The 14,004-nt window shown below is 57.7% G+C and carries 15 protein-coding genes; 6 read left to right on the forward strand and 9 right to left on the reverse strand.

The features are described from left to right. Positions 1-54: 54 nt before the first annotated feature. Positions 55-1,587, reverse strand: a complete 1,533-nt coding sequence (locus N5098_RS00435) for a PQQ-binding-like beta-propeller repeat protein (RefSeq protein WP_267635701.1) — start codon at positions 1,585-1,587, stop codon at positions 55-57. 131 nt (positions 1,588-1,718) lie between these two features. Here N5098_RS00435 and N5098_RS00440 point away from each other — a divergent pair, with 131 nt between their 5' ends. Then, on the forward strand, positions 1,719-2,333 hold the full coding sequence (locus N5098_RS00440; protein ID WP_267635703.1) for a class I SAM-dependent methyltransferase: 615 nt from the start codon (positions 1,719-1,721) through the stop codon (positions 2,331-2,333). A 95-nt stretch (positions 2,334-2,428) separates the two neighbouring features. Here the strand turns inward: N5098_RS00440 and N5098_RS00445 are convergent, their stop codons facing one another. Beyond that, positions 2,429-3,814, reverse strand: a complete 1,386-nt coding sequence (locus N5098_RS00445; protein ID WP_267635704.1) for a serine/threonine-protein kinase — start codon at positions 3,812-3,814, stop codon at positions 2,429-2,431. A gap of 179 nt (positions 3,815-3,993) precedes the next feature. Here N5098_RS00445 and N5098_RS00450 point away from each other — a divergent pair, with 179 nt between their 5' ends. Further along, the gene (locus N5098_RS00450) at positions 3,994-4,683 is read left to right on the forward strand and encodes a hypothetical protein (protein ID WP_267635705.1); all 690 of its coding nucleotides are present in this window, start codon (positions 3,994-3,996) and stop codon (positions 4,681-4,683) included. Positions 4,684-4,725: 42 nt separating this feature from the next. On the opposite strand, the gene gatB is transcribed toward N5098_RS00450, so the two are convergent. After that, complete coding sequence (gene gatB / locus N5098_RS00455; RefSeq protein WP_267635706.1) at positions 4,726-6,204, reverse strand: Asp-tRNA(Asn)/Glu-tRNA(Gln) amidotransferase subunit GatB; 1,479 nt, start codon at positions 6,202-6,204, stop codon at positions 4,726-4,728. A 106-nt stretch (positions 6,205-6,310) separates the two neighbouring features. Here gatB and N5098_RS00460 point away from each other — a divergent pair, with 106 nt between their 5' ends. Beyond that, positions 6,311-7,195 carry an MBL fold metallo-hydrolase gene (locus tag N5098_RS00460; RefSeq protein WP_267635707.1) on the forward strand — a complete coding sequence of 295 codons (885 nt, stop codon included), beginning with the start codon at positions 6,311-6,313 and terminating at the stop codon, positions 7,193-7,195. 63 nt (positions 7,196-7,258) lie between these two features. Here N5098_RS00460 and N5098_RS00465 read toward each other — a convergent pair whose 3' ends face one another. The 6 genes from N5098_RS00465 to N5098_RS00490 all read right to left on the reverse strand — a co-directional run bounded on the left by N5098_RS00465 (position 7,259) and on the right by N5098_RS00490 (position 11,615). Next, positions 7,259-8,197: an oxidoreductase gene (locus N5098_RS00465; protein ID WP_267635709.1), complete on the reverse strand. Its 939-nt coding sequence runs from the start codon at positions 8,195-8,197 to the stop codon at positions 7,259-7,261. Between the two features lie 81 nt (positions 8,198-8,278). Then, complete coding sequence (locus tag N5098_RS00470) at positions 8,279-9,166, reverse strand: sulfurtransferase (protein ID WP_267635711.1); 888 nt, start codon at positions 9,164-9,166, stop codon at positions 8,279-8,281. A 290-nt stretch (positions 9,167-9,456) separates the two neighbouring features. Then, positions 9,457-9,984: a peptide-methionine (S)-S-oxide reductase MsrA gene (gene msrA, locus N5098_RS00475; RefSeq protein WP_267635712.1), complete on the reverse strand. Its 528-nt coding sequence runs from the start codon at positions 9,982-9,984 to the stop codon at positions 9,457-9,459. A gap of 76 nt (positions 9,985-10,060) precedes the next feature. Beyond that, entirely contained in the window at positions 10,061-10,681 is a 621-nt protein-coding gene (locus tag N5098_RS00480) for a ribonuclease H family protein (RefSeq protein ID WP_267635713.1), read from the reverse strand. Positions 10,682-10,748: 67 nt separating this feature from the next. Beyond that, a complete protein-coding gene (locus tag N5098_RS00485; RefSeq protein WP_267635714.1) occupies positions 10,749-10,985 on the reverse strand; it encodes a DUF8028 family protein in 237 nt (78 codons plus the stop codon). Between the two features lie 147 nt (positions 10,986-11,132). Next, entirely contained in the window at positions 11,133-11,615 is a 483-nt protein-coding gene (locus tag N5098_RS00490) for a DUF8009 family protein (protein ID WP_267635715.1), read from the reverse strand. 209 nt (positions 11,616-11,824) lie between these two features. Between N5098_RS00490 and N5098_RS00495 the strand changes: the two genes are divergently transcribed. The 3 genes from N5098_RS00495 to N5098_RS00505 all read left to right on the forward strand — a co-directional run bounded on the left by N5098_RS00495 (position 11,825) and on the right by N5098_RS00505 (position 13,934). Next, entirely contained in the window at positions 11,825-12,391 is a 567-nt protein-coding gene (locus N5098_RS00495) for a HalX domain-containing protein (RefSeq protein ID WP_267635716.1), read from the forward strand. Between the two features lie 402 nt (positions 12,392-12,793). Then, on the forward strand, positions 12,794-13,000 hold the full coding sequence (locus tag N5098_RS00500) for a hypothetical protein (RefSeq protein ID WP_267635717.1): 207 nt from the start codon (positions 12,794-12,796) through the stop codon (positions 12,998-13,000). Positions 13,001-13,094: 94 nt separating this feature from the next. Further along, complete coding sequence (locus N5098_RS00505; protein WP_267635718.1) at positions 13,095-13,934, forward strand: enoyl-CoA hydratase/isomerase family protein; 840 nt, start codon at positions 13,095-13,097, stop codon at positions 13,932-13,934. Positions 13,935-14,004: the final 70 nt, after the last annotated feature.

The raw sequence follows: 14,004 nt of genomic DNA on the forward strand, positions 1-14,004 counted from the left end.
CGGCGTCTCGATGCAGTCTTCGTGGCCTTATTTTTGCTGTGAACTCCGGTGGCGCTACGTCGACTCGTCATCGGCCGACTGGTGTCGCCACAAGAGATATCCGACACTGACGACAGACCCAACCCCCGAAACGACGCCAAAGCCTGACCCCAACCCGTCCGAACCGACGCCGACGGCCGTCGCGTTGTTTGGGGTCGGAGTCGAACTTTCCTCTAGCTCATTTGCCGGATTGCCAGTACTACCGCCACCGGCACCGCCGCCACCACCACCGCCACCACCACCGGCAACGCCACCTGTTCGGTTGCTCGGTGTTCCTCGCTGGCTGTCGTCGGATTGGTCTGAGGACTCGGCATTCGCCTCGGTTTCGACCGGCGTCTCGGTGTTCTCGGGTATCTCCTCAGGTGGCCACGTGTGGTGATGGCCAAGCGTCCCGAGTGCGACACGTGACCCGTCGCTCTTACCGTTTTCGGGGTCAGTCACAACCGTTGGCGAGGAGCGAACCGAACTCGTCGGGCCGTCGAACGTCCATACTTGCTCACCCGTTTTTTTGTCGACTGCATACAGCGTTTCGTCACCCGACCCGACGTAGACGACACCATTGGCCACCGTCGGTGACGACTGGACAGAGCCTGATGGTTGGGTAAACGCCCACTCCTGTCTCCCCGTCTTCGTGCTGACGGCGTACAGCGTTCCGTCGTCGGACCCGACATACAGCGTTTTTCCGACGACGGTGGGTGAAGACCGGAGTGTCTCTGTTGGCTCGATAAAGCGCCACTTTTCGTTCCCAGTGGCTGTGTCGACGGCATACAGCGTGGAATCGTTGGCTCCGACGTAGACAGTTCCGCCAGCTACTGTCGGTGAGGAACGCACAGCACTCCGTGGAGTGGCAAACTTCCATTCTTGTGCTCCTGTTTCCGCGTTGATGGCGTACAGCGCTCGGTCAATACTTCCCACGTAGACGGTCCCATCCTTGACTGTCGGCGAGGCTGATACTCCGTCTGCTGGGCCCGAAAACGTCCATATATGCTCACCAGTTCCCGTGTCGACGGCGTACAGGTGACCGTCCATACCGCCGATGTAGGCGGTGCCGTCGGCTACCGCCGGCGAGGAGGCCCATATTTGACCCGATGGCTCGCTCACGGCCCACAACCATTCACCGGTTGCTGCGTCGACTGCATACAGGTGGCCGTCCATGCTGCCGACGTAAACGGTCCCGTCGAGCACTGTCGGTGAGGATTCGACCCCGTTTTCCGGGGCCGCGAACGCCCATATCCGGTCGCCAGTCACTGCATCGACGGCGTACAGTTTCCCGTCCATTGTTCCGACGTAGACAGTTCCGTCGACAACCGTTGGTGAGGACTGTACCGCGGCTGTCGGCTCGGTAAATTCCCACACCTGTTCACCGGTTTCAGCATCGACCGCGTACAAACTACTGTCGAATGACCCGACGTAGACGGTTGGGCTGTCGGCGACAGCGCTTGCTGTTGTTGGCTGTCCCGTGGCGCTCAACAAGAGCGCTCCTGTGGCCGTTCGGAGGAACGCTCGCCGCGAATGTTGCCCCCCAGACCGGCCGTCCTCACCGCTCATGTCTCACTGTTTGCTACCGCGAGTAAAAACGCACTGGTGGTTTTAGATGGGCCAGGCGGCACTGACGACGACAGCCTGTCGCTCCGTGCCAAGTCCGAGAGGTATAAAACTTTCACTGACAGAGCATGTGTATGGATCCCGACGACGTGCGTCAGGACTGGGCTGACCGCTCTGGCCGATTCTCGCCGGAATACTACGCCCATATTGGCCCAAACGAGGTGAGTGAGACCATTGCCGACGCGCTTACCCACTATGCAACCGAATCTGCGGCAATTCTTGAGGTAGGCTGTGGCTCTGGCCGCCACCTGAATCTCCTCCGTGAGCACGGGTACGGAAACCTCACCGGTATCGATATCAACGAAGAGTCGTTTGGGGTGATGGCCGAACACTTCCCACACCTCCACGACACCGGGACGTTCCACAGCGGTGCCGTCGAGGATATTCTGCCGGAGTTCGACGACGGCCAGTTCGATGCGGTCTACTCCGTCGAAACGCTCCAGCATATCCACCCCGACGACGAGTGGGTGTTTGAGGAACTGGTTCGCATCACTGACGACCTGCTTGTGACTGCCGAAAACGAAGGCAACAGCCCGGAACGTGGAAAAAGTCACAACGTCAGTTACGTTGACGACGAGTTTCCACTGTACCACCGCAACTGGAAAGAAATTTTCACCGATTTGGGACTCGCCCAACTGCTCCGTGAACCTACCTCTCGGGACACGATTCGCGTCTTCCGCGCCCTCTAATTGCACTCTCTCTGGAAATAAGACAACACAGTCTAGAACAGCACTAGCCTTTAGCCCAACCGACACTGAATTGTCACAGTACTGTGAGAGAGCGGTCAGAGGACACGAAGCAGGTCTTTCGAGAATAGTTCTGTGGAGTCATACCGATCACTCGGGTCCGTCGCGAGAGCGTCGTTGATGATAGGCACGACGTCACTAGGGACATCAGTGACCGGACGTGGTGAGGGGATGTCACCGCGCGTGATTGCCCCCGCAATGTTGTGGTCTGCAGTTATTGGTAGCGACTCACACAACAGCCAGTATGCGACCGCGCCGACCTGATAGACACCAGTTGTTGACGTGAGCTGGCCGCTAATCTGTTCTGGGGCAGTAAATGGTGTCGGCTGGTGGGTGCCGGTGGCACGCTGTACTTCCCATTCGATGCCGAGTTGTGAAACTGTCACTCGCTCGTCCCTGCCGCTGTTGTGCAGATATAGCCGGGCAGGGTGGATGCCACACACCGGCGCGGCAATGTCCTCCGAAACCGTCTTGACAACTGACCCTAACTGACTGAGAACAGAAAGTCGCCGTGTGATTGGCAGGTCGGTGCCGACTGATTCGAGTGTCTGGTCGCTTGTCTGGTATGCAACCCAGGGGACCGGTTCTGTTCCCGTCTCATAAATTGTCGCAACGGTCGGCTGGCTGTTGACGGTGCGCCACCGGGAAAGCCACAGCTCGAATGCGTCGCGGACTGAGTCGTCGTCGGCGTACTTGCGGGAGACAGTCAGAATCTCAGCGGTTGTCCCATCGCCCCACGGCGTTTTGTACCGGTGGAGACAGCCGTCCGTGTCGATGAACTGGACCTTGGTCACATCGGGAATCGACGCCCCGAGCTGGCCGGGGCTGGCCGGCGTAACGTAGTTGTCGTCACTCGCCTGCTCGTCATCGTGTTCGTCGTCCTCGTCGACGGACATGGCCTGTTCGTTGAGCTTCGAGGGGTCGAACCGGACCCCGGACGCGGTAATATCGTGACGAAGGAACCGGTGGTCTCGCTCCTCGAAGTCATGGCTCGTCGCCTCACAGACGCGCAGGTGTTTGAAATCGTAGGCGCGCTGGACTCTTTTTGCTTTGTCACAAATGGCCTGCTTACTGCCTTCGATACACATCGCAGACGTTCCCTGTTCGGGAACGGCCGTCCAGGCGTCGAGCAATTCGTCGTACTGGACTACAAGCCGCTCGAACAGCGGGTTCCAGTAGAGGTTGCTGACGCTGTTTGCTGTTTCCCAGCGGAGAGTACACGGATGGGTCCCGGCCTCCATTTTGGACTTTGCCGCTCTGACGGCATCTATCTGGGTGTCGTGTGTGGAGAATACCCGACCGTCTCCGTCTCCACGGCGGTAGGTCTCGACTACCCACACCCCTCCCTGCTTGACAATCTGGAGTGGCGGTTGCTGTGGGACGTCTGGTGTTGTGGGCGATTGTGTGGGCGTTGGTCTTTCCATCCCTTTTGGAAACGTGGCCCCTCGGTGTGGGACTGTTTGTCTTAATTGTACGAGACAACACATCAATTAGCTTTCGCCTGTCCAACCCTAGATTCGCCTGTCTAGCCGCCCAAGTCACAACAGAATCCGGCTACCGACCCCTGATAATTTATACTCTTGTATTCACAATACGAACACAGATGCCCTCCGAATTCGTGACCTCCGTTAGACACCGGATTTCTGTCAGAGGCATACTCGTCTGGGCAGTCACGCTTGCTGTGGTTGTCGCTGTCACCGACGACCCCGTGCTTATCCTCGGAATTGCGGCTGGGGCTGTCGCCGGTGAGATACTCGACATTTTTGGTGACATCCCCGGAGTCGACGAGAGATGGGGGAAGGCAGCAGTCGGGCTTTTTGTGATGCTTGTAAGTGCTGTCTGGTTGTTGACGACACTCTCCCGTCCTCTGACCGTTGATAGCGCCCTGCCGATATTTGCTATCGCTGTGGGCGGCTGGCTCCTGCTCGACGCCCGGGCTGATTTCGTTCAGGGCCGGCGTGTCACCGGGCCTGAAGGCGTCGAGGAGATGGACGGCGGCGAAGCAATGCTTGCCATGCAACATATGCGACTCATCGCGCTAGAACTCAAGGCAGGACCGAAGACAGTTCCAGAGCTGGCAGCTGCCTGTGACCTCACCGAATCACGGGTCATCGATGCAATCGACCTTGCCAGCGAGGACGGTACGATATACCAATTCGATACTGACTGCGACGAGACACGGTACGCAGTTGACGAACAAAAGCTCGGACTCACTGGGGTCAGACAGATGGTCAGTGGCGGGGTTGGGTCATTCGTGAGCCGTCTTTTCCGCCCGTTTTTCGAACAGCTCTGAGCGGAAGACTTCTGTCTGTTCGGACTCTGTGGGCTATTGCACTCACTCTATCTCTGTCTGGAGCAACTGATTTACGTCGCCCGGGTCGGCACTGCCACCGGTTTTCTGCATGACCTGTCCGACGAGGAAATTGATAGCGCCACCCTCGCCGTTGTGATAGTCCTCGACTGCATCCGGGTTCTCGTCGATTGCTTCCTTGACGGCCTGCTGGACCTCGTCACCGCTGGTCTTGCCAAGTTCCTCGGCCTCAACAACGGAATCCGGAGTAGCGCCCTCGTCGAGCATTGTCCGGAGAACTGTTTCACGAGCGTTTTTGGTGGTAATCTCGTCGGTCGCGACGAGTTCGATGAGGCGACTCACTTCGTCGAACCGCTCTTCGATTTCGGTTACGTCCATGTCGCGGTAGTTCAACTCGCCAAGCAACTCGTCGGCAACCCACGTCGCCGCGAGGTCAGGGTCGAACTGCTCTGTAACCTCCTCGTAGAAATCAGCAACCTGTTTCGTGCTGGTGAGTTTGTCGGCGGCCTCCTCGTTCAGGCCGTACTCCGACTGGAATCGCTCGCGGCGGGCGTCGGGTAGCTCCGGAATCTCGATTTCCTCTTTCCAGTGAGAGACACGCAGGGGGGGAAGGTCAGCTTCCCCGAAGTAGCGGTAATCTTTCTCTTCTTCTTTCGAGCGCATCGAGACTGTGATGCCCCGGGACTCATCCCAGTGACGCGTCTCCTGCTCGACGGCACGACCGCGCCGGATAGCGTTTTTCTGTCGGGTCGCCTCGTAGGCAAGCGCTTTCTCAGCGCCCTTGTGACTGGAGATGTTCTTGACTTCCGTACGGTTTGCATTCTCGCGTGCAGCCTCGTCAAGCGTGCCATCCTCGTCGATTGCGTCGGCATCGACAACCGAGAGGTTAGCGTCGATACGAAGACTGCCGTCTCGGGAAGCATTGAAGACACCGAGATATTCGAGTACCTCTTCGAGCTTGGCGAGGAAAGCACGGACCTCTTCTGCCCCGCGGAAGTCCGGCCTCGTGACGATTTCGAGCAGTGGGACGCCGGCGCGGTTGTAGTCGACAAGTGTGTAGTCGGCGGCATCGATAGAGCCACCCTGGTGTTTGAGGCTGCCGGGGTCTTCTTCGAGGTGAGCACGTCGAATGCCGACCGTCCGGCGGGTTCCTTCGACAGAACATTCGAGCTCGCCGTCCTGACAGATTGGGTCGTCGTACTGCGTAATCTGGAAGTTCTTTGGAAGGTCAGGGTAGTAGTAGTTTTTCCGGTGGAATCGCGTTTCCTCGGGAATTGATGCGTCCAGCGCTTTGCCGACTTTGACGGCGGATTCGACTGCCGCCTCGTTGAGCACCGGAAGCGCGCCGGGGAGGCCGAGACAGACCGGACACGTTCGCGTGTTTGGCTCATCGCTTGGCTCGGTTGAACACCCACAGAAAATTTTGGTGTCCGTTTCGAGCTGGATATGTACTTCCAGCCCGATAACCACCGCGAGGTCGCCCTGTTCCTGTGCTTGTGCCATTACCCGCGATTCGACGTGCTGGGGCTAAAGCCTGACGACAGCGTGTCAAAGCAGGCGGCCCGCCCAATCACACGCCTTTTTATCTGACACCTCTACGTACAAACTGATGCAGGTCACCCTGCTTGGAACCGGCGACACAACCGGGACACCAACCGTCGGTTGCGACTGCGATACTTGCCAGACAGCACGTGAGCCGCCCACGGAGCTACGCGAGCGACTTCGTGACCAGGGCGCGACCATCACGGCCGCTGGCGGCGTCGAGCGGACGCGCTTTTCGGTTCATCTCCGCAACGAGCGCACTAGCGAATCGTTGCTTGTGGATTTCAGCCCGGATTTTCGCCAGCAGTTTCTTCGCGAGGAGGTGTCGCTTCCTGACGCGGCGATTGTCACGCACATCCACTTCGATCATCTCGACGGCCTCGGCAACTGCTATCGACTGGTCGACGATATTACGGTGTTTGCCGCCGACGAAACAGACCCCCAGACCGGTAAGAGCGTCGCCGAAACCGTCACCAGCGACTACGACTACCTCGACCAGATTTCTGTCAAGGCCCGGGCTCCTCTCGAACCGTTCTCCGTCTGTGGGTTCGAGGTCACGCTCCTCCCAGTTGTTCACCCGCCGCTGGTCTGTTATGGGCTGAGCGTCGAGGACCCGGTGACAGGCGCGCAATTCGCAATGACCGGTGACACTTGCTACGATATCCCCGCGGAAACAAGAGCCGAACTCGCCGACGCTGATCTTCTGCTCGTGGAGGCCCTCGTCCCGGCGGACCTCTGTGAGTATCACCCCCTCGGTGGCAACCACCACGACAGTGACGGTGTCCCACGAACGTTCGGGACGAAACATATGACTCGTGAGGGGGCGCTCGCGCTTGCCGACGAACTTGACGCTGAACGGACTCGCCTCGTCCATGCCGCCCATTTCTACCCAGCCAAGGAGGCGTTTGCCGAGCAGATAGCAGTCGACGGCGAACAGTACGACCTCTCCTGACTCTGGCGTCATATCATCGACAGTCCTGTTCCAGTCGAAAACTAACACCTACCCTGTCCCCGTTCAGTTAGCAAGCCCGAAGCTTACATCGGTCGCTTCTGTAGATTCCTCCCAGAGCCGCGCTGCTAACTCCTCGTCGGTCGACAGCTCACTTGACGCCTGTTTAGCGGGTGGCCCGCGCATATCCATCAGGCCGCCGGGACCGATGTACTCTCCCCCAGCAATATCCGAAGCTGTTGCCGCATACAGCATCGGAAGCGCGCCCTGTTGGGCCGACTGTGCAACGAGTTTGTTTGCGACCTGTACAAGAAACAATCGGAGACGGGACCCCATCATCTCCGGGCCACGACGCTGGAGGTCAGTGTCGGCGTATCCCGGGTGACAGCCCACGCTTGTAACGTCTGCGCCTGCATCGTCAAGCCGACGGTCAAGTTCATACGCAAACAGGAGGTTCGCAAGCTTGCTTTGCCCGTATGCGTCCCACTTGTCGTACTCCCGTTTGCCATGGAGGTCATCGAAATCCATCGCACCGTTCTCGTGGAGACCACTGCTCTGTGTGACAACCCGCGTCTCCCCGGAACTCTCTCGGAGACGGTCGAGTAAGAGACCAGTCAGTGCAAAATGGCCGAGGTGGTTGACGCCAAATTGCATCTCGAAGCCATCGACGGTTTCCTGTCGAGGAATCGCCATTAGCCCTGCGTTGTTACACAGGATATGAAGCTCGTCGTGATTCTCTTTGAACGTCTCAACAAACGAGCGGACCGACGACAGGTCGGCGAGGTCGAGTTCGATAACTGATAGCGACGGCTTGTTGACAACCGCTCTAATGTCATTGCGGGCTGTTTGTGCACGCTCTCGGTTGCGACATGCCATGACAACGTCGGCACCGTTCCGTGCAAACAGTTTGGTTGCCTCGAACCCCAGGCCGCTGTTTGCACCAGTGACGACGACTGTTCGCCCCGACTGGTCGGGCATTTCGTCTACACCCCAAGCAGTACTCATGCACGGATACAAGCGTGGAACTCAATTAAGTTCGAGGGTCAAAAAAGAGGCAGTGTCTCAGGTCTGGCAGGGCGGTTTGGTTTACTCGGCGTCGCCGGTCTCGATTGGTGCGCGGATAGTGTTCCCCCACTCTGTCCACGACCCATCGTAGTTCTCTACGTCGTCGAAGCCAAGCAGTTCGTGGAGTACGTACCACTCGATAGAGGAGCGTTCGCCGACACGGCAGTAGGTGATGACGGACTGGTCTTCGGTGATGCCAACATCCTCGTATAACTCACGCAGCTCTTCTGGCTGTTTGAACGTGCCATCATCGCGCAGAACAGACGTAGTTGGAACGCTCTTCGCACCGGGGATGTGGCCGCCGCGCTGGGCCGTCTCTTGGAGACCTTCTGGCGCGATGACTTCGCCGGTAAACTCCTCGGGCGAGCGCACGTCGACGAGCGGGACGCCGCCTTCGATTGCCTGCTCTACGTCGCTCTTGTAGGCCCGAATCGCCTCGTAGGGGCCAGCCGCGGTGTACTCCTGTGTCGAAAACGCCGGCTCCTCGGTCGTATGCGGGTACTCGTTTTCGACCCAGTGGCCCTTTCCGCCGTCGATGACGCGCACGTCTTCGTGGCCGAAGTATTTGTACTCCCAGTAAGCAAAGAGTGCAAACCAGTTGGGAACGCGCCCGCCACCGTAGATAACGACCGTCGAGTCGGTGGTGATGCCAGCCTCGCTGTTCAGCTCCTCGAAGGCCTCCTTGTTGAGTATGTCCCGCTGTGTCGCGTCGCTGAGGTCTTCGTCCCAGTCAAAAAACGTCGCACCCGGAATATGTCCCTCTTCGTAGGGCGTGTACTCCGACTCCGCGGTGACTGTCGGATTGTTTACTTCGAGCAGTCGATACGCCGGGTCGTCAGACTGGAAGTGGTCGAGGTGTTCCTCAACCCAGTCTGGTGTAACGAGTACGTCGCTGTTGTGCTCTGTCATTACAAATCGCTATTGTGGTGCCAGACATATAACACCTCACCGTAACGTGGATGTTGTCGTTACTCTATGACACCACGTAATCGACTATACTCTTGTTTATTGACGTATGTGGTCTTCTATGTCGGGTATAGTGGATGTGTGTTTGTCATAGAATCCAGCAAGAATTGATATTATATAGTTCACATATCATATATAGTAGTATATACTCGTAACTATCAGAGAATGGATATTATCACTGTGTCGGCGACGACCAGCGTGCCGACAGCGCCTCGCAGTGAGCGTGTCTCAGCTCACGTCTGGTGGAGTTTGTTCTGGAACTTCTCACGCACCTTTTCGACTTTAGGGCTCGCGTGCATCTGACAGTAGGCGTCGTTCGGGTTCTTTTCGAAGTAATCGTGGTGGTATTCCTCGGCCTCGTAGAAGGTTTCGAGGGGTTCGAGTTCGGTTACTACCTCGTCCTCGTACTCTTCGTTGAGCGTCTGAATATAGGCTTGTGCTTTCTCTGCCTGGTCCTCATCGTGTGAGAGAACAATAGACCGGTACTGCGTGCCGACATCCGGACCCTGCTGATTCAACTGTGTCGGGTCGTGAACGGTAAAAAAGACTTCTAAGATGTCGGCGTAGCTGAGCGTGTCGGGGTCGTACTCCAGTTGGACGACCTCGGCGTGGCCGGTTTCCTCCCGACAAACTGCTTCGTACGTCGGGTTTTCGGCGTGTCCACCGGCATATCCCGGAGCTACTGACTCGACGCCGTCAAGTTCCTTGAACGCCGCCTCGGTACACCAGAAACAGCCGCCACCGACGGTTGCTTTTGCCATACGCTTTGGTAGGGGCGCGACTCGTATGTATCTGACTGCTGGGGCCAGTGTTGGCCCGATTGAAGACGTATGGCGGTCAGTCGCTTGCACCGCGGCCCGAGCGCGACGGCGGCGGAATTTCGTTCTCGGTACAGTGGGGCTCTGGCAGGACACACCGCTCGGGCTCTTCATTGACATGAGCGTACTGGCCCGGCGCGTTCGCCAGCGGATGAGCAGGGTTGTGGCCGCTGGCGATGCGGCCAGCGCGGATTCCTTCGAAGTCCCGGAGTCGGTTCCGAATCCCCCGCCAGTGAAGCCCAGTCAGTTGCGGGACCGAGATTGAGTGTGGTGTTTCGAGCCGAGCGTTCCGCCGCTCTAGCACGGCGACGTTGAGATTCGCCGCGAGGTCGTCGTGGTCGACTAATACGCCGACGCGGGCGTCTGCCGGCGAACGCGCGGCGAGGACATCAAGCCCCAGATGGAGCGCACGGTACTCCGCAACGTTGTTGTTCGGGCAGTTATTGGGCAGCGCGAGGCGTGCTACCCGTTCCCCGTCGCGTGTCTCGATAACCGCGCCGAGACCGCCACCGGACTCTCTGAACGAACCATCTGTTGCAAGATAGAAATCCCGGTGATGGGTCTCTGGTGGATGCGCGATATGGGGTGTCGGTGCTTCGTCGAACAGGTCTCGAAGTGACGGCCGGCCATATGCGGCCATACCCCAAGTAGCACGTCTATTAATAAATAGTTACCGTCGAATCCGGGCACAGCACCAGGACTCTGGCTCAATTACCGGGCTGGCCGACGTAGACGGCGACGGCGTTAACGATGAGGAGGGCGAAAAACGCAAACACTGTCGACTGGGATTCGAGGCCGGAAATGAGCAACGAGAGGTGCAAAAACGGAAGCACAATTGCGGTCCAAAACGCGAGTCGTTTGATTGGCCGAAACAGCAACTGGGTGGCGTTCAGGGAGCCATCACCCAGCACCGCGTCGGTGTCTGTCAGTGCAGAGATTGACATTACGAGGGTCACCTGTCTCTTTCTATTACAGGCACCATCATATAACCGGACGAGCGTTCAGTCTGTTTTGGCTTGTTTAATCCAGAAGCCACATACTTCGACCAACACACTGACTCTTTAGAACCGATGGAAAAACGTTTAGATGTTTTATCCGTCGCTCTTCTCTTGTTTCGGCGCACTCTCTTCGGGAAGGTCACCAAGCGTTGTAATCTCGACATCGTGAGGGCCGACTGGTGTCTGGATTGTCGTCCGTGTACTAATCTCATCGGCGACAGCCTCACGCCAGTCCGCAACCGCAGCAAGATGGTACTCGTGGTGGCGCTCGACGGTGTACGTCTTGGTCGAGTCGGCCCGCAACCTCTCTTCAGTGTCGGCTGCGGTGGGATAGGTCGGTTCGCACGCGAGAAACGCCGTCGGCTTGATTCGGAGCGTTCTGTTCCCGTTGGTGGGTGTTTCGTCTTCTGGAGTACCGTCGACGTGAAGACGAGCACGCATCCGCCCGCTGAATGGTGGTGTCACCCGCAGTACCGCTTGCTTTGCAGTCGTCTGGTTCAGTTCGAGCGCTGAGACCACATCCTCAACGGTGACGGCAAGCGATCGTATCGACGTGGGAGCCCCATCCCTAGCCATGTCTCTGTTCAGGGTATGGAGAAACAAGTACGTGCCGCCAACGGCCCGATAAACGACTCACATATCCTATATGAAGCCGATACTATTTTAATTCCACTCCGATTAGGAATGACTGTGCATCGCATGGGTTGGTGGCCGGTTATTCCGACGCTAGCTGTCGTCTTCACAGACAGGACACACGACAGCGGTTGTATGAGGTAACACGAGCAATGACAGATGAACTTACTATTCTGGTCGTTGATGACGAGGAAGATATCGCAGATTTGTATACGACGTGGCTCCAGATGGACCACGAGGTACGGACTGCCTACGGAGGAGAAAAAGCCCTCGAAAAGGCCGACGAGGACGTTGATGTCGTCTTCCTCGACCGTCAGATGCCTGACTACGCCGGTGACGAAGTCCTCGAACGCCTCCGAGACAGGGGACTCGACTGCCGGGTTGTCATGGTAACTGCAGTTGATCCGGACTTCGATATCCTCTCGATGGAGTTTGACGACTATCTCACGAAACCTGTCATGCGTGACGACTTGGCCGACGCTGTGGGGACCATGCGCAAGCGCGATGAGTACGATGAAACGCTTCAGGAGTACTACGCGCTTGCAGAAAAGAAAGCCACACTCGAAGCCGAAAAGACACCATCAGAGCTCCAAAACAGCGAAGAGTATCAGGAGATGACCGAACGTATCGAAGTCCTCGAAGAGGAGGCCGACCCAACTAATGCCGGCTTTGACGACGACTACGAATCGATGTTTCGGGACCTTCCCGGAGGCGAATGAGGTATACGCGTCCGGGTTACAGACAGCCGCTTTGATCTGCACGCGGTTCGGTCGACAAGAGCGTACTCCGATACCCTGACGCCCAGAAAGAATTTCCTCTGAACGAGTAAATATCGGTCCGATATCCTCCAGACGTACGTACCTCAGGACCCTTGCAGCCGCTGGTTTCGCTGGCTGTCTTAGTGACTCCTCCGACTCAACAACCGACTCCCCGACTGATACGGCTACGACGACGCCAAACACAGCCCCACATCCTGCAGTCACCGTCTCGACACCGAGAAGGCGACGCAATCGCCGCCTGCGTGGGAGTGGGCTGCCAGTGCTCCCGAGACTGTCGCACCCGAGATTGACATCACAGTCTCCGCTGAGAACGTCGGCGATGGCCTCGGAACGCGTGGTGCGGTGAACTTCTCGTATCCTCTGTATGCGCCAAAGAGGTTCGATATTGAACTCGATACTGGAGAGGCCGACGAGGATACGATGCCGGCGAGTACCGAAAACGCCGAGCCAGGAACAGAACTGAGCTACGGCATCCGGACACCGGCAGAGCAGTCAACGGTAGCCGTCACCGTCGAGGATAAGTGGACTTCGACCGAGCGCACAACGTGACACCGTGTTCGTGGCGGGTGTCGGTGATGGAAACGACTTTGATTATACCCCGTCGAGAGAGAGACATGCAATCTAGAACTTGTAGGGTGAGCCGATGAGCGACGACCGCGTTGCTGGTGCCGAGAATATTGAAGAGATAGCCACGACGTGTGACTTGCTTAGTGCAACCGTCGGCGACCATGTTGAAGGCGTCACGACGGTAACGCTGAACCGACCCGATGCTCGGAACGCACTAAACGGCCAACTCCGCAGTGAACTCAAAGAACTGCTGGCTGCTGTCGATGATAGTGACGTTCGGGTTGTCGTGTTGACCGGGGCAGACGAGGCCAAAGCATTCGTCGCTGGAGCCGATGTCGAGGAGTTGCGTGAACGAAGCGCAATCGAACAGCGAGAGGCCTCCAAGCGCCCGCGCGTATACGAGACAGTAGATGACCTTCGCCAGCCTGTCATCGCTCGAATTAACGGCCACGCCCTGGGCGGTGGTTCCGAACTTGCACTGGCCTGTGATGTTCGTATTGCACACGAACGGGCCAAAATCGGGCAACCCGAAATCAATCTTGGTATTATTCCCGGCGGCGGTGGGACCCAGCGCCTACCACGCCTCGTCGGCGAAGGTCAGGCGATGCGGCTGATTCTCTCCGGTGAGCTTATCGAGGCTGCGGAGGCACGCGATATTGGCCTCGTCGATATCGTCTGTGACGACGAGGAAGAACTTGACGATGAAGTATACGGACTTGCCGAATCGATGGCTGCAAAGAGCCCAATCGCGCTTGAAATTGCCAAGGAGGCGGTCAAAGGCGGGTCGCGAATGGACCTCGAAGCAGGTATCGAGTACGAGGCAGAACTGTTTGCAACGTTGTTTTCGACCGAAGACAAAGACGAAGGCATCGATGCGTTCTTCGAGGACCGTGACCCCAACTGGCAGGGGGAGTAGCCGAAACCGGCGGTTGCCGTTGCCTCTTTGGCCTTCTTCAAATGTGTCCCCTGATATCGCGGGGTACCGT

It is taken from the genome of Halovenus rubra (assembly GCF_026586665.1).
GTDB lineage: Archaea > Halobacteriota > Halobacteria > Halobacteriales > Haloarculaceae > Halovenus > Halovenus rubra.